21 protein-coding genes and 1 other annotated feature are annotated in these 14455 nt (G+C 39.0%); of the genes, 5 read left to right on the top strand and 16 right to left on the bottom strand.

The window, feature by feature from the left end; genetic code table 11:
- Nucleotides 1–129 precede the first annotated feature (129 nt).
- A complete protein-coding gene (locus tag CD004_RS23810) occupies nucleotides 130–279 on the bottom strand; it encodes a hypothetical protein (protein ID WP_158651551.1) in 150 nt (49 codons plus the stop codon).
- Nucleotides 280–557: 278 nt separating this feature from the next.
- On the opposite strand from CD004_RS23810, the gene CD004_RS23815 reads away from it, so the two are divergent.
- Nucleotides 558–695: a BA3454 family stress response protein gene (locus CD004_RS23815; protein WP_233434861.1), complete on the top strand. Its 138-nt coding sequence runs from the start codon at nucleotides 558–560 to the stop codon at nucleotides 693–695.
- Between the two features lie 183 nt (nucleotides 696–878).
- On the opposite strand, the gene gloA2 is transcribed toward CD004_RS23815, so the two are convergent.
- The 7 genes from gloA2 to CD004_RS12435 form a co-directional block, all read right to left on the bottom strand.
- Nucleotides 879–1265 (bottom strand): SMU1112c/YaeR family gloxylase I-like metalloprotein, encoded by a 387-nt coding sequence (gloA2, locus tag CD004_RS12405; RefSeq protein WP_102263054.1) that lies wholly within the window; start codon nucleotides 1263–1265, stop codon nucleotides 879–881.
- 11 nt (nucleotides 1266–1276) lie between these two features.
- On the bottom strand, nucleotides 1277–1678 hold the full coding sequence (locus tag CD004_RS12410) for an anti-sigma regulatory factor (protein WP_102263055.1): 402 nt from the start codon (nucleotides 1676–1678) through the stop codon (nucleotides 1277–1279).
- A gap of 4 nt (nucleotides 1679–1682) precedes the next feature.
- Nucleotides 1683–2039: an STAS domain-containing protein gene (locus tag CD004_RS12415; RefSeq protein WP_102263056.1), complete on the bottom strand. Its 357-nt coding sequence runs from the start codon at nucleotides 2037–2039 to the stop codon at nucleotides 1683–1685.
- Between the two features lie 264 nt (nucleotides 2040–2303).
- Nucleotides 2304–3335: a C40 family peptidase gene (locus CD004_RS12420; RefSeq protein WP_102263057.1), complete on the bottom strand. Its 1032-nt coding sequence runs from the start codon at nucleotides 3333–3335 to the stop codon at nucleotides 2304–2306.
- A gap of 393 nt (nucleotides 3336–3728) precedes the next feature.
- Nucleotides 3729–4160 carry a hypothetical protein gene (locus tag CD004_RS12425; RefSeq protein ID WP_102263058.1) on the bottom strand — a complete coding sequence of 144 codons (432 nt, stop codon included), beginning with the start codon at nucleotides 4158–4160 and terminating at the stop codon, nucleotides 3729–3731.
- Nucleotides 4161–4268: 108 nt separating this feature from the next.
- Complete coding sequence (locus CD004_RS12430; RefSeq protein WP_102263059.1) at nucleotides 4269–5129, bottom strand: DUF421 domain-containing protein; 861 nt, start codon at nucleotides 5127–5129, stop codon at nucleotides 4269–4271.
- A 10-nt stretch (nucleotides 5130–5139) separates the two neighbouring features.
- On the bottom strand, nucleotides 5140–5343 hold the full coding sequence (locus tag CD004_RS12435) for a DUF1657 domain-containing protein (RefSeq protein WP_102263060.1): 204 nt from the start codon (nucleotides 5341–5343) through the stop codon (nucleotides 5140–5142).
- A 184-nt stretch (nucleotides 5344–5527) separates the two neighbouring features.
- On the opposite strand from CD004_RS12435, the gene CD004_RS12440 reads away from it, so the two are divergent.
- On the top strand, nucleotides 5528–5707 hold the full coding sequence (locus CD004_RS12440; protein WP_102263061.1) for a hypothetical protein: 180 nt from the start codon (nucleotides 5528–5530) through the stop codon (nucleotides 5705–5707).
- 141 nt (nucleotides 5708–5848) lie between these two features.
- On the opposite strand, the gene CD004_RS12445 is transcribed toward CD004_RS12440, so the two are convergent.
- Both CD004_RS12445 and CD004_RS12450 read right to left on the bottom strand, forming a co-directional pair.
- On the bottom strand, nucleotides 5849–6052 hold the full coding sequence (locus CD004_RS12445; RefSeq protein ID WP_023614288.1) for a DUF1657 domain-containing protein: 204 nt from the start codon (nucleotides 6050–6052) through the stop codon (nucleotides 5849–5851).
- A gap of 128 nt (nucleotides 6053–6180) precedes the next feature.
- Entirely contained in the window at nucleotides 6181–6651 is a 471-nt protein-coding gene (locus CD004_RS12450) for a hypothetical protein (protein ID WP_158651552.1), read from the bottom strand.
- A gap of 249 nt (nucleotides 6652–6900) precedes the next feature.
- On the opposite strand from CD004_RS12450, the gene CD004_RS12455 reads away from it, so the two are divergent.
- Complete coding sequence (locus CD004_RS12455) at nucleotides 6901–8064, top strand: TIGR04053 family radical SAM/SPASM domain-containing protein (RefSeq protein ID WP_102263063.1); 1164 nt, start codon at nucleotides 6901–6903, stop codon at nucleotides 8062–8064.
- A 1060-nt stretch (nucleotides 8065–9124) separates the two neighbouring features.
- Complete coding sequence (locus CD004_RS12465) at nucleotides 9125–9421, top strand: HesB/YadR/YfhF family protein (RefSeq protein ID WP_102263065.1); 297 nt, start codon at nucleotides 9125–9127, stop codon at nucleotides 9419–9421.
- A 36-nt stretch (nucleotides 9422–9457) separates the two neighbouring features.
- On the opposite strand, the gene argS is transcribed toward CD004_RS12465, so the two are convergent.
- The 6 genes from argS to CD004_RS12495 all read right to left on the bottom strand — a co-directional run bounded on the left by argS (nucleotide 9458) and on the right by CD004_RS12495 (nucleotide 14063).
- Complete coding sequence (gene argS / locus CD004_RS12470; RefSeq protein ID WP_102263066.1) at nucleotides 9458–11155, bottom strand: arginine--tRNA ligase; 1698 nt, start codon at nucleotides 11153–11155, stop codon at nucleotides 9458–9460.
- A gap of 43 nt (nucleotides 11156–11198) precedes the next feature.
- Nucleotides 11199–11411, bottom strand: a binding site (T-box leader).
- 68 nt (nucleotides 11412–11479) lie between these two features.
- Nucleotides 11480–11953: a GNAT family N-acetyltransferase gene (locus CD004_RS12475; RefSeq protein ID WP_102263067.1), complete on the bottom strand. Its 474-nt coding sequence runs from the start codon at nucleotides 11951–11953 to the stop codon at nucleotides 11480–11482.
- A gap of 79 nt (nucleotides 11954–12032) precedes the next feature.
- Nucleotides 12033–12941, bottom strand: coding sequence for a hypothetical protein (locus tag CD004_RS12480; RefSeq protein ID WP_102263068.1), 909 nt, complete (start codon nucleotides 12939–12941; stop codon nucleotides 12033–12035).
- Nucleotides 12925–13470: an RNA polymerase sigma factor gene (locus tag CD004_RS12485; protein ID WP_233434862.1), complete on the bottom strand. Its 546-nt coding sequence runs from the start codon at nucleotides 13468–13470 to the stop codon at nucleotides 12925–12927. The genes CD004_RS12480 and CD004_RS12485 overlap by 17 nt, the downstream gene beginning before the upstream one ends.
- Before the next feature lie 122 nt (nucleotides 13471–13592).
- Nucleotides 13593–13862: an OsmC family protein gene (locus CD004_RS24655; protein ID WP_102263070.1), complete on the bottom strand. Its 270-nt coding sequence runs from the start codon at nucleotides 13860–13862 to the stop codon at nucleotides 13593–13595.
- Entirely contained in the window at nucleotides 13863–14063 is a 201-nt protein-coding gene (locus CD004_RS12495) for a hypothetical protein (RefSeq protein ID WP_102263071.1), read from the bottom strand. It abuts the gene before it with no gap.
- Between the two features lie 201 nt (nucleotides 14064–14264).
- Between CD004_RS12495 and CD004_RS23820 the strand changes: the two genes are divergently transcribed.
- On the top strand, nucleotides 14265–14402 hold the full coding sequence (locus CD004_RS23820; RefSeq protein ID WP_158651553.1) for a hypothetical protein: 138 nt from the start codon (nucleotides 14265–14267) through the stop codon (nucleotides 14400–14402).
- Nucleotides 14403–14455 lie beyond the last annotated feature (53 nt).

A 14455-nucleotide genomic window follows, 5' to 3' on the forward strand; every position in this document is an offset into this window, starting at 1 on the left:
TTTTCTTAATCTCTATATTTCCATAATATATATTCAACCACAAGCAAATAATTCCCTGCTTAAATTGGAAACTTTTTTCCTATCAATTACGAAAAAAAAAGCCGGAATAATCCCCGGCTTGTTTTGTTCTTATTTTCTCAAGTTTTCCTGATCCTTTAATCTATTCTGCTGGTCGGGAACTCTTCCTTGATCCTTGAATTCATCTAGCTTTTTATCTTCACCAAGTTTTTCTCGTTCATATTCAACCAAGCTTTGGCGATCTTTTTTTGAATTATCCATGGAGCTTTTCCCTCCTTAGCATTATTATTCATGCTATTCCCTATAAAGAATATAGCCAAACCCGCAGGCTGGATACATATGGAGGTGGAGATCTTTTCCTCTAATCATTTTGCATTAAATTTGATTGAGTTTTCATGTGGCTATTCAGCATCCAGATACAAATCGTCAACTAAAATATAAACTTCTGCCAGTCCACTAGGTTTACATAAAGCGTTAAGATGGTAATTAGGATAACAAAGGGTTTTAACATCAAGTAAAACAAGAAGAAAGGAAAATGTATGATGAGAGAAATCACAGTAACTGTAGACTTGAAGGGGAAGAATTATTTAACCAATGTCATTGCTGACCGTGAAACATCTGAGGAAGAAATCCTGGAGATGGCACGAAAGCAAGTTCAAGAGCAATGGCTCTTTTAAAATAAGGAAAAGGATGTTCGGCTTCTATCGCTGAACATCCTTTTTTGTTTTCTTGAGGGAAATTTAACACCAGAATGGTATTGCATTTTAAACGGGTGTATTTAAGACAGCTGTAACCAATTGCCTCGAGCAACAATGGTTTACAAATTTAAGCGTGGTAATCGAAACAGTGGATATTACTCTTCACTCTTCATATAATTCAATTGGTAATCCATCAGGATCAGAAAAGAATGTAAATTGCTTTTGAGTCAGTGGATCAATCCTGATTGGCTCCACTTCCACACCTAGCGTTTCAAGATAATCTACATATGAGGAAAGATTTTTCACAGTGAAAGCGAGATGCCTGAGACCAGCAGCCTCAGGGTAACTCTGACGTGCTGGAACGTCTGGGAAAGAGAACAATTCAATTTGATAATGACTACCAACACTTAAATCCAACTTATATGACCTTCGTTCTTCTCTATAGATCTCTGAAATGACCTTCAAGCCAAGAGTTTTTGTATAAAAATCTTTTGACTTTTCATAATCTGAACAGATAATGGCGACATGATGTATTTTGTCTAGCTCCATGAAAATCCCCTTTATCTCGCCCATTTGGTAATCGTAATTTTTGTGCCAGTTCCCGGCATAGAATCAATGTCAAAACTGTCCATTAACCTTTTAACTCCTGGAAGTCCTGCACCAAGACCGCCTGAAGTAGAATAACCATCCTGCAAGACCATCCTTATATCATTTATGCCTGGTCCATTATCAGCAGCAACTATTTGGATCCCTTTCCTACCATTCTCTTCTAAGACATCAATAGTAATCTGGCCGCTGCCAGCATATAAATAAATATTTCTTGCGAGCTCAGAAATTGCTGTGGTTATTCTTGCCTGGTCAACGCCACCAAATTGGAGATCTTTTGAAACCTCTCTCCCTTTCTGCCGGGCAAGCACTATATCAAATTCATTATTAATATTAATAATAATCGGTTCTGTCATTTGGCTAACCCTCTAACAATTGGCTTAATATCGAAATTCCTTGCTCAAGATCCAGTGCAGTATGGACATTTTCCAATGTTATGCCAAGCTCTATTAAAGTAATGGCGACTGCAGGCTGGATACCTGTAAGGACAGCTTTCGTGCCCATCAGGCTTGTCATTACTATTACGTCGCCCAATACTTTTGCAATGAACGAATCAATCATATCGACTGAAGTTAAATCGATTACAACACCTTTTGCTCCTGTATCTTTAATTTTATTCAACAAGTCCTCTTGAAAAGTCAATACCGTCTGGTCATCTAGTTCTACTTGAATTGAAACCAATAAATAATCTTTTAATTTTAATATAGGAATTCTCACTTTATATGCCTCCAAATCATTAAACTCACCAGAATTCACTATGTACAAATAATTTTAATCCTAGATGGTCTACATCCAAACACTTGCACGTTAGCAAATAAGAATTTAATTGGATTATACGCTATATATCAAGTGGTTTACAAATTAAAAGCTGTGCTTTATAAATGAAATGCTAAATAGTTATGAATAATATAAAAAGATAAAAAAACCTCCATTTAGGAGGTTTAATTATCTCTACAGCTGGGTAAAAGTTAAACAATCAGATTAAAATGTGGTTTTTGCTCCAAGGTAACGCGGCTTCCAATAGGAGTTATTCATATCACTGATTTCTACTCCTCTTGAAGATCCAGCATGAATAAACTTGCCATCGCCTAGATAAATGCCTGCATGGGATGGACCTGGCTTATATGTCTCAAAGAACACTAGGTCTCCTACACGTGGTGAAGAAACAGGTTTTGTAGCATCCCAAATGGACGCGACTGTTCTCGGGATTGAAATTCCGACTTTGCTATATGCATAGTTTAAGTATCCTGAACAATCAAACCCTGCCGGCGTGCTCCCTGCCCAAACATACGGTACACCTATATACTTTTTGGATTCAGCAATTAAGGAGTTTACCTTAGAGGTAGAACCATATGTTGCCATAACAGGAGTACTTGCTGATGATACATTAGTAGCAACTGGTGTTGAAGCTGAACCTGATAGCTTTAATACCTGGCCTGGAAAAATAAGATGAGATTTCAGATTATTAATAGACATCAATTGTGATAGCGATAAATTATGGCGAGCAGCAATCGTTGACAAATTGTCACCGCTCCGGACTGTATATGTGCTGGATGAGCTAGCTGGTGCTGATGCAACTGTTGTTGCCGTTGTAGCGGCAGTTCCAGATACATTTAATTTTTGTCCAGGATAGATCACATCAGATTTAAGTCCGTTCAATGATTTAAGTCCGCTAATGGACATTCCATATGATTTTGATATTCCCCATAACGTATCGCCTGACTTCACAACATAAGTAGTACTAGATGTACTGGTACTGGCACTTGTATTTGCAGTTGTCGTGTGACTGTGAGGCGCGAGAACTGATAGTTTTTGATTTACATAGATGGTTGAGCTTGATAGATTATTCCACTTTTGAATGTCATTTATAGCAACATTATATATATTTGAAAGTTTCCATAAAGAATCTCCAGATTGTACTGTGTGTAATTTATCATGAGCACTTGCTGAACCATTGAATGAAGTAAATAAAATCCCGGCTGTTGCAGCCACCGTCAAAAGCTGTTTTTTCATGTTAGAGCAACTCCTTTGATTTCGATTACAAATTAATAGTAGAGTTTCCTAAACTAGTTTTGAATCTATAAATATTGGTTTGTGAGGAATTGTTTTCCTCTGGTAAAAATACCGTTTACATGCCATTTGCTCCCTAAAACCTATATTTCACAGGGATTACAGGCTCTTTTTCCCTTTTTAGAACACCTTTTGTTACATGACTGAAATATAAGCTTAATCTTGTTGTAATTTTAGCAAGCTATGCCAGTTTACCCAATCTTTTTTCTTGCCAAGGGAAAAAGGAACTATTTAATTGAACAAACAATGATTTTTCTTTATATGAGGCTGATATTATTTTTTAGTGAAACAAAAAAATCCCGCTGTAACAGCGGGATTTTTGTTTCTTGCTCGTTATTATAGGTTGCGCTTAATCAATTGATTAGCCAAGTGATCGACCTGTTGGCTATTTCCAGTTTCTTTGGCGGCTGATGCAATTTGATTAATCATTTGACTGCTTTCAGGGTTTGTTGAGGTTGTCGAATGAAATCCAGTGGATGGACTTTGCTTACCAGTATTCAATCCAGATGTGATTTCTTTTGCAAACTCTGTAAGTCCTGCAGCCATTGGCTTATTCATAGCTGTTCCGGTATTGGAATTTTGGAAAAGTTGCCTCATTCCATCTCCCATTCGATTTCGAAAAAGAAACGCTGCTGCAGCACTAGCTACAACTCCTACAATCGAATACGTCATGGAGCGATTCCTCTTACGTCTGTAACCGAACATTTTCATCATATTTTGAGGTATATTCGATCTCATCAGCGTTGAAATCCATGCAGATCTATTCATCCGGCAGCACCCCTTTTAAAATTAGAGAAGTTTTGAAAGTCCCCTCCATCAATTAGTATTTGATTTCTTCTAATCGATATTCCGGAAAAAGATAACATAAACAGCTGCTTACTCTTTCAAATAAGGCTTTACTTTTTGGATGGCTTCTTGCAACTTTCTTGCATTTTTATTATACATTTCCTTGGTATTCGAAGACTCAGTTGCGAGAGCGAACAATTCAAGATCTGCCTGGCATTTATTAAGCATAGCCAGCAATAGTTTTCTCGGTTGAGGTGCTGAAACCTGCAATTGGTCATCGTAAGTATCAATGAATAACTTCCCATATGAATCAACCTGGCCTAAAAAAACATTGTCAAGTGTTACTCCTAGATTAGCCAGCTCAATGTCCAGCCACCCTTTGCTTTTACCTGCCGATGCTAGTTGGTCATTCAATACATTTCCATCCATTATAACAGTATAACTTTCTTTTTCAGGGGCTACGGGCAAATTCAAGTCCTTTGCAGTTAGAGGAAGTACTTCTTTTTTTAGCAATACACTTAAATCACCTTTTGGTTCCAGTACAGCAAACTCAACATCTGCAGTCTTAAAAACATTTTTCTGTCTTAGTAAAGAATTCAATTCATCGATTGTATATTTTTCCTTCTTTAAATTCTCTTCCATCACTTTTCCATCTTTAATAATTACTGTTGCCTTTCCTTCAAAGAAATCTCTGAACTTCTTGCTTTTGATGCCAATGAGATCATGCAAATATGTAAAGGTACCAAAAATAACAATGGCCAATACTCCATGAAATAAATTTCCTTCCAGACCCATTATTACTTCACCAGCGATACTTCCTATCGTGATACCTGAAACGTATTCAAAAAATGATAGCTCTGCAAGTTGCTTCTTCCCGCCTATTTTCGTAATCGCAAACAATGTCACTACAAACAAGACAGACGAAACGATTATGTGCGTCCATTCATTCATTTTCTCACCTCTAGCTTTTATATTGCGGCTCTGCTAGTTCAAGCTGATTTTTTCTATTTTGCAGGTCTGTTTTTATTTCTCCGATGACCAGCATCGTTTCGTGAAAGATTTTGCTTGCTTCTGGATTACTGGTATTCAGTGCCATAGAAGATAACTGCGCTTCAATCCCTTTTATCGTTGAAAGGACCTGGTTAACATCTGATGCAATTGTCAATTTTTTTCACTCCTATAAAAGAATAGCGCAAGCGCCTTGGTCAGCCCCGACAAGCGTTGCCCGCCTTAAAGCGCCACGTCCTCCCAAAAGCTACCGCTTTCGGTCGTGCGATGAATCGCTTCGAAGCTTTCCTTACCCTGTGGCTGGCGGGTCTAGCACATCGTGTGCCTTGGAGGGCCGAACAGTGAAGTCGTTCTTTGACTTCATTGGGCGGACCGAAATCGAAATGTATAGCCGATTGCCCAGAAACGCAGAAACTGGAGACTCCGACAAAGAAGCGCTTTTTGCTTCTGCCGGCGGCGTTGAAGTTTCAGAGTTTCTAGGAGCCGCAACTAGTCAAGCGACTCGAGCTGCTCAAAGCTAACGCTTCTCGCAAGATACTCGGGGAAGTCTAATCAAGGATGAAAACTGGCTAGGCGCTGGAGCTGGACATTTCTTGAAATTAAAATTTATATTTCTTTATCTATTAAGAAAAGGGCGGGTTCCCCCTGCCCTCCCTGACTTTTTACTGTTTGTATTGTGGTTCTTCTTGTTCAATTTCCTGCAGACGCGGTTGAATGCTATCTATAACTGCTTGAGTTTGTTGAGCAGCTGTCTGATATAGTTGTTTAGCTTGCTGATTATCTGTTCCAAGTGCAAATGTCTCCAAACTTGCTTGAGCACTCTTTAGACCAGCGATTGTTTGTTTTACTTGCGCTCCTACAGTCATTATGGTCCCTTCTTTCTCAGAGTATTGGTACTGTTTTAGTATGGCAAGAGCTCAAAGAAATATGTCACCTTAAATAGCTCCAAATTGGAAAAAGCCATTAGCATGCTTTTCGGCAAACCAATGGCAGATTATTCGGTATCATCGTGTACCATAATTCTTGTGTTATATAAAACGTAGCCATTTCCCCATTTAGCACGAATTTCCATTGCATAATCCCCAGTAGCAACATTAGACTCCTCAAGGTTTAATGGGTACCCTTTAAGTCCTTTATATGCCAGCTTTCCTGTATCCATTTCCCATAAATAACATTTCACAGAATCAGGTGATTGTTCAAATAATAGCCTGATCTTGTCGTCAGTCTCAACAATAATTGGACGTGATTCTTTTACGAGGACAGCAGGGTCGGTATTAGTATCTGCCGATGCTGTCCTTCCCCATTTCCTCAACGAATAAGTTACAGGCTTAACCTCCACAGCATGTTTGGCTACAACCACTTCTAAATCCGGAGGGGTGGGTTTATACCGGCTATAAGTACTCCAACCTATTACACAGAATAAACTCAATAAAGATATGGTTCCCCACAGAACATACTTCTTCACCACCGATATCCCCCATTTCCAGAACACCAAATTGCTCCCATTAAATAGACGGAATGGTCAGTGAATAAGTTTCAAATATTTCAGTTAATTTTATTAGAGTTACGTTATACTCCTGCAATATATGTTATCTAAAGAAATACTGTTTTTCCTGCCAAAACCGTTTTCGATAAAATGTAACATTCATTACATGCGTATACAATCTCTTATTTTATAATAAGTAAATAAATGATAAAAAAGTTGGTGATGAAAATGCATGGATTTGGACATACTCAACCTGCGGGCGGACATCCTGTTGGTATTGATTTTAATGAAAATCCATATATCGTTATCTGGGAAGTTACGAGGGCTTGCCAGCTTAAATGCTTGCATTGCAGAGCAGATGCTCAGAATAAGCCTGACCCATTGGAATTGACACCTGAAGAAGGCAAAAATCTAATCGATCAGATCTACGACATGGGGAATCCTATGCTTGTTTTTACTGGTGGGGACTGTATGATGCGAGAAGATCTCTTTGGCCTTGCGGAATATGCAATTAATAAAGGGATGCGCGTATCAATGACCCCTAGCGCCACAGATAATGTGACGAAAGAAAAAATGCAAAGAGCTAAGGAAGTCGGACTTTCAAGATGGGCTTTCAGCCTTGATGGACCTACTCCTGAAATCCATGACCATTTTCGCGGAACTCCTGGATCGTTTGACCTTACAATTGAAAAAGTAAAATACCTGAACGATTTGAATATGCCTTTGCAACTTAATACGGTTATTTCCCGCTACAATTATGAATATCTTGAACAGATGGCCGAATTGATGAAAGAACTCAAGGTAGTGATGTGGTACATCTTCCTGCTTGTACCTACAGGTCGGGGACAGCTGGATGCTTGCCTTACTCCAGCAGAACACGAAAAGGTATTCAGATGGCTTTATGAGTTAAGCAAAACCGCTCCATACGATATTAAAACCACTGCAGCTCAACATTATAGACGTGTAGTTTTCCAGCAAAAAGCACGGGAGAACAGCGTCAATAAAAATGATGGGATTCGATATGAAGACACCTTAACTAAAGATATGGCCTCTATGATTGATGGCTTAAAGCGAGCACCTAAAGGAGTAAATGACGGGAACGGATTTTTGTTTATTTCCCATATTGGTGATGTCATGCCTTCAGGGCTGCTGCCTCTGGTTGGTGGTAATGTCCGCGAAAAGCCATTGGCTGAAATATATCGAAACTCTCCTATTTTTAAAGATTTGCGAAGTCCTGACAAATATAAGGGCAAGTGTGGTATATGTGAATTTCGCTTTGTCTGCGGTGGTTCCCGTTCTAGAACCTATGCAGTGACCGGCGACTACATGGAAAGCGAGCCATTTTGTGTTTACATTCCAGAAGCCATGAGGAAAAAAGGAACAACGGTTTAAAATTTCGGCTCCTGATTTTAAACCGTTCCGTTTTGAGGCGCATATGGCGAAAATAGCACAGTAAATGGCGTGGAAATTGTCCACGCCATTTTTCCTATTGTGCCAGCATTTATAGGCCATTTCATTACAAATTAACACCTGCAAAATGATAGTAAATTCCATTGACAATGTTTGTTGTACAAGGAATAATGCAGTCATTTACACTGTCAATTTTATGGCCAGTTCGGAAGTCAATTTAAGGGTTCCATTCTACGAACATTACATTCAAGTATAGCCAGTATAACGATGAACATGGAATTTTACTTTATTTTTTTCTTCAACGAACGGAGCAGTTAGCGGAAGATTGATTTTTTCTAAAACAAGGGAAGACTCAACTTTAATTGAGTAACAAACAATCCTAGAAATAAACGGAGAATATCCGGTTAAACAGTAGAGTATAGCTCGGTAAGCGGTAAATAAGCGGAGTTTTTCCGGTTAAGCAAGCACGATTGCCAATTTTTTATGTTTTTCAAGTAAATAGGCGGAAATCTTCCGTCTATTTAAGCTGTTTTCCGTGCCATTTTCTAAATAAGGGAAGTTTCTCCGCTTATTTATCAGCCCATGATGATCCCTTCACTAGGGTCCGTTCTTTTATGGTGTGGAATAAACGAATAAACGGGTGCTTTGTTGAATAAGAACCATTATATTTTGGATCCGAAAATACATTGAATTAGAAAAATGGCGTGTCAAAACTGATGTCAGTTTACACGCCATTTTTATTGTCATTTAAATGATATGCACCCTAAAACAGAATGGTTTATGCTGATTTGGGAGCTGTTTTTTATTTCTAAGAAACTTTTTTCACTAAGATTAGCGTCTAGATCCAATTCCTTGCCAGTTTTCATCCCTGAGAGTGCTTCCTCGAGTAGGTTACGATAAGCGTTAGCTTTGAGCAGCCCGAGGCGTTTGCGCTTTTTGTTCTTTTTGACACTTTCATGACAACGTAAAAACTGTGACATAAAGCACGGCAACCAGCGCCATTCAGGTTTTAAAATAAAACTAACGAAAGGATGGTGCAAAGATGACAATCAAGATTGATCAAAACGCATTCAAATGGTTTGAACAGGAATTTGACACACCTAAACCGTTTCACATCCGCCTTTACCCTCAATATGCCGGGTTTGGCGACAAGAACAAAGGCTATAGCCTGGCATTCTCCCTGGAAGCACCTGCCATTGCCGCTGAACAGCAAGAGATTGATGGAATAACCTTTTTTGTCGAAGCAAATTATACCTGGTTTTTTGACGAGACAGATGTAGAACTGAAGTTAAGCGACACTTCTGGTGAAATTTTCGCTAATTATATAGAGCACAATTGAACTATTGGAGTCCCTGGTATTATCCAGGGACTCTTTTTACATTTCCTTCGGTGCTTTAATGCCAAGCAATCTAAGTCCTTCTTCAAGAACTATACTAACAGAATGGACCAACTGGAGTCGGGCATTTTTTTCTGCATCATCTTCCAGAATCTTGACTTCACCGTAGTATTTATTAAAAGCCTGTGACAGGTTTAGGACATACTTAGCAATTTGGGATGGATCATTTTTCTCGATCGCTCTTTTGATTGTATCAGGAAATGCTTGGAGCTCAGTTAACACGGCCCATTCTCTATCAGCAGCCAAATTGACTTCCCCACTGCCTGCTTCAAATGCACCCTTTCTCAACAATGATTGTGCTCGCGCATTTGTATATTGAACATATGGTCCTGTCTCACCTTCGACTTTTAGCATATCTTCAAGGGAAAATTCAATATCATTCATGCGGAAATTTTTAAGGTCATGAAAAACAACGGCACCGGTACCGACCATTACGGCAATATCTGTCTTATTGGCCAAAGAAGGATTTTTATCTTCTATATTCTTTTCCGCCAACTTAATGGAATCCTGGAGAACATTTTCAAGCAAAACAACCTTGCCTTTTCTTGTGGACATTTTTTTGCCGTCCTTTAACATCATTCCAAATGGTACATGAATAATACCATCCGCCCATGGAAAATCCATTTTTGCAAGCACTGATTTTATCTGTTTAAAGTGAAGGCTTTGCTCGTTGCCAACAACATATAATGACTTCACAAAAGAATACTCTTCGAATCTGTACCTGGCGGCAGCTAAATCCCGAGTAGCATACAAAGTTGCGCCATCCGATTTTTTTATTAGACAAGGAGGGAGTTCATATTCATCCAAGTTGACTACTTGTGCCCCATCGGAATCTTCAAGCAGTCCCTTTTCACGCAGCATTTCCACGGTTGGTTCCATCTTATCGTTATAAAATGCTTCTCCTGCATACGAATCAAACTCCATTCCCATAAGGTCGTATATCTTTTTAAATTCCTTCAATGATTCATCCTTGAACCATTTCCAAAGCTCGAGCGCTTCAGTATTCCCATTTTCCAAGCGTCTGAACCAGTCTCTGCCCTCTTGTTCAAGCTGTGGCTGGCTTTCAGCGGCTTCATGAAATTTAATATACAGTGCAAGCAGCTCCTGGATCGGTTCAGCCTTCACTTTTTCCTCAGTGCCCCAGAGCTTATATGCCGTAATGAGTTTGCCAAACTGTGTTCCCCAGTCTCCTAGATGATTGATTTTCACTGTTCTGTATCCGCACTTTTCATAGATAAGCGAAAGCGAGTTCCCTATAACGGTTGAACGCAGATGACCCATCGAAAATGGTTTGGCGATATTGGGTGAGGAAAGGTCAATTGTTACAGCCTGACTTTCACCAAGGTCAAGGTCACCATAACGATTCTTCTTTTGCAGAATTTCGTTCAAAAGTTCTTTGACGACGTTTGCCTTATTTAAAAACGCATTTATATAACCTCCAGCTGCTTCAAATCGATTAAATGACCCATTGATCTGGTGTTGCAATCGTGAACTTAGATCTTTGGCAATTGCAGCTGGTGGCTTTCGCATCGTTTTCGCCAGTTGAAAACATGGAAAAGCCATGTCTCCCTGGTGCAAAAATTTCGGTTTCTCAATTAACCTCTCTATTTCGTTACAAGTAAGAAGCCCACCTATCTCTGCAGCAAGCAATTCTGAATACAGTTTTACATATTCCATTAGGATTCCCCCTTTATAAAATACAAAAAACTCCCGCCTCTATATAAGAGACGAGAGTTTATCCCGCGGTACCACTCAAATTGTTCCACACTAAGGAACCTGCTTTCATTGATAACGGGTAAATCCCGGCCGGCCATACTCCATTCAGGCAGGCATCTCAAAAGTGCGCTTCATTATTCTGATGCACCAGGCTTCCACCGTCCCTGGCTCGCTGAAGCAAACAAAGAATAATTACTCTCTTCATCATCGATTAGATATTTTTACCATTATAAACAACTGCTATGTCATTTTGCAATCATTATTTTAGTTATTATTTAGATAAAACTATTTAACTTTTAATCCTGTGTTGAATTCTTGGATGGACCTATTGAAATCATCAAACGTTTCAATATAGTTACCGCTCGTATAATCGCCTATCACTTTTCGCCAGAAGTTCCTTGCAGGTTCATTTTTCTCTACCTGGGTGATACTCCATTTGCCAGGGAATTGATCAAACAACTTAAATGCAGCAATTTTGCCGAATCCTCTCCGGTAAAATTTCCTCATGATAAAAAACTCAAGGATGACATTGGGGTCTCCGCTTTCAACCATTGCAAAACCTGCCAGCTCCCCATTGTAAATCATAAAATAAGCGTGCAAATCGGGTTCAGACCAATACCGCTTCAAATCAAACGGTACAAAACTTCCATTCTCTTCAAGTTTTATATCCTGAAAGACCGTAAATTCATAAATATAAAATTGAATTAAATTGTGGAGAATTGCTTCATCCTCTTGTTTCACTCTCACTAAATCAATCACAGAGATTCCCCTTTTTTCAAGATATATATAAGAATTCGGCCTGTTATCATAAAATCCTTTTTCACATAAAAAAGTCTTTTTACTCTTCTCTCTTAGGATATAAATATTGGTAGGTGATTTCTTTTCCCATTAATGAGATTTCAACTATTTCTGTACCATCGGTGGATTCGAATGTGTATGCTGAACCGCCATCCTTGATCTGCTTCCACATCTTCGTTGCTTTAATTTTACCTATATACTCTTTAAACTGTTGCGGCAACCCTTGCTCCCATACATATTTTTCTTTATCACCTATTAACTCTATCGGTCTTAACCCGACAGGATATGGGAGACTTCCATATCCATGGGTAACATATAGCTGCTCGTTATACCGATAGGGCTTAGGTTCGATGAAATCTAATGATGAAATGACCTGGAAGATTTCAGCGTATTCAAGCTTTGGATAATCGAAGCTGAAATGCATTGTTTTTTTTCCTGCTTCGACGAAGAAATGGTACCGGAGGCTAACATCCATCATTTTGACATGTTCGATATATAATGAGGTTGGATAAGGAAAGTTGACCATCTCTTTTGCCATATTCATAGCGCTCATATTGATGATTTTATTCTTCTCTCCATCAGTTACAAACTCAGCCATACCTACTTGTTCAGGGTTGCCTTTCTCAAAAAAGGCATAACCCTCCTCGTTCTTTTTGCTATATACGCTTTCTAAATCCCAATTGAGACTGAATTCATTAACTGCTTGCGATTGTCCTGACCCATTTGGAGATTGATAATGTTGTTGTAACTGGATGAGCAGACCTGCCGAGATGATTACAAATAGTGCTGTTAATACAACATTTTTCAACTCGAAGATTCGTTGTTTTGCATTTAATTCTGCTCGTGCACGAATCGATGACCTGATTTTACTCCTCATCCTGTCACTTTCTTCTTCTCCTGGGGTAACTGATCTTAGGACAGTCCAATTTCTTTCAGAAGGTTTTCTCAAAGTATTCGCTCCCTTCCAATACATCCATTTTTTTTAATGCAGCTAATCCCCTAGACAAAGTCTTTCTGATTTTTGATTCCGACCAACCCAGGATTTCAGAGATTTCCTTAGTGGAACACTCTTCAACCTTTTTCAAGGTAATCACAAGCCTGTAGTCCGGTTTAAGCTGCTGGATTGCTTCCAGTGTTCTCTCTATTGTTTCTCTGTGTTCAATATACTGTTCAATGTTAAAAGTTGACTGTATCTCTGGCTCATTAGCAAATAATGATAAAACCTTCTTTCTTTTTCTCCTGCGTATTTCATCTATGACGAGATGTTTTGCTATACTAAAAAGCCAGGTTTTAACCTTCGTTCTGCTTTCGAATTTCTCATAGGACGTAAAGGCGCGCACAAATGTATCATGAACCAAGTCTTCGCAGCATTGACGGTCTCCCATCATGTAAAAAATAAACCGGTAAATATCTTTATAATATATCTCATACCATTCCATTATCTGTTGTTCCTTATATTGATCGTTTATTTCCCCCACCTCATTTCCGCCATCTATACGATAAGTCGAAACAGAATGAAAAGTGTGACACATTTTGTTCCTTATTTATCCATTATAAAGCAAAAATGAGTCCTTACCTGTTAAGATAAGGACTCGCTTTACTAATATTCTTCGATCTCCCAGGTGTGTGTGAACTGAATACACCCCTTTAATGTTTGTGCAACGGGACATCCTTGCTCGAAAACTTTTAAAGCTCTTTCAGCAGCTTCGCTTTTCCCGGCCGGAACTTTCAGCTCATAATGGCAGCTGATTTTCGTGATTTTCAATACTCCTTCAGGTGCTTCAATTGTACCCTGAACCTTTGCCTTGACTTTATCGGGATAAGTAGGGATTTTACGCGCCTCCAGCGCGCCAGATAGGGTTCCTACCAGTCAGCCGCCTGCTGATGAAACAATATGATCAAGGGTTGACGGATATTCGACATCTGGATTAACACCATAGAACTGCTTCACTCCACCATGGACACCAAATAACAAAGGCTCACTAAAACCATCAATATAAGCCTCTCTTATTTTGTTGGGAGTATCTTTTTGAATCACTGTTATCTTTGTTAATGCGATTGGCTCAGACAAATTACCATCCCTCCTCGATTTTCTAACTCCAACATATAAGAAATCTTGCTGTTTTACAAACAATTGCCTATTGATTTTACAATTAGGCAGCCCAAATTCACTAATCTATGATACAAGCTGATGCTCGTCCAATATTTTTACATATGATGTTGTTGTAAGGTTCGGATCTTACCTATCTTCTTTTAGGAAGGGGGTGAAGAGATGTTAATCACTGCGATTGTCGTTCTTTTGCTGGCTCTTGCTTTAGTCGTTGCGATTTTGTTGAATCAGGATGCTTTAGCTGATGTCCTTTACACTTGCATCGGTGAAGTAATTGCTGTTGAAAACGGTGCTGCTTAATCTCTTTGAAAGATTTGTGACCTGATGTTCCTTACAGTCTCTCCGGCTATGCC

Origin of the sequence: Mesobacillus jeotgali, assembly GCF_002874535.1 — a bacterium.
GTDB lineage: Bacteria > Bacillota > Bacilli > Bacillales > Cytobacillaceae > Mesobacillus > Mesobacillus jeotgali.

Excerpts from the sequence above, each read along its gene's own strand:
- CD004_RS23810 (WP_158651551.1), bottom strand. The coding sequence starts at position 279 with ATGGATAATTCAAAAAAAGATCGCCAAAGCTTGGTTGAATATGAACGA.
- CD004_RS23815 (WP_233434861.1), top strand. The coding sequence starts at position 558 with ATGATGAGAGAAATCACAGTAACTGTAGACTTGAAGGGGAAGAATTAT.
- gloA2 (WP_102263054.1), bottom strand. The coding sequence starts at position 1,265 with ATGGAGCTAGACAAAATACATCATGTCGCCATTATCTGTTCAGATTAT.
- CD004_RS12410 (WP_102263055.1), bottom strand. The coding sequence starts at position 1,678 with ATGACAGAACCGATTATTATTAATATTAATAATGAATTTGATATAGTG.
- CD004_RS12420 (WP_102263057.1), bottom strand. The coding sequence starts at position 3,335 with ATGAAAAAACAGCTTTTGACGGTGGCTGCAACAGCCGGGATTTTATTT.
- CD004_RS12425 (WP_102263058.1), bottom strand. The coding sequence starts at position 4,160 with ATGAATAGATCTGCATGGATTTCAACGCTGATGAGATCGAATATACCT.
- CD004_RS12430 (WP_102263059.1), bottom strand. The coding sequence starts at position 5,129 with ATGAATGAATGGACGCACATAATCGTTTCGTCTGTCTTGTTTGTAGTG.
- CD004_RS12445 (WP_023614288.1), bottom strand. The coding sequence starts at position 6,052 with ATGACTGTAGGAGCGCAAGTAAAACAAACAATCGCTGGTCTAAAGAGT.
- CD004_RS12455 (WP_102263063.1), top strand. The coding sequence starts at position 6,901 with ATGCATGGATTTGGACATACTCAACCTGCGGGCGGACATCCTGTTGGT.
- CD004_RS12465 (WP_102263065.1), top strand. The coding sequence starts at position 9,125 with ATGACAATCAAGATTGATCAAAACGCATTCAAATGGTTTGAACAGGAA.
- argS (WP_102263066.1), bottom strand. The coding sequence starts at position 11,155 with ATGGAATATGTAAAACTGTATTCAGAATTGCTTGCTGCAGAGATAGGT.
- CD004_RS23820 (WP_158651553.1), top strand. The coding sequence starts at position 14,265 with ATGTTAATCACTGCGATTGTCGTTCTTTTGCTGGCTCTTGCTTTAGTC.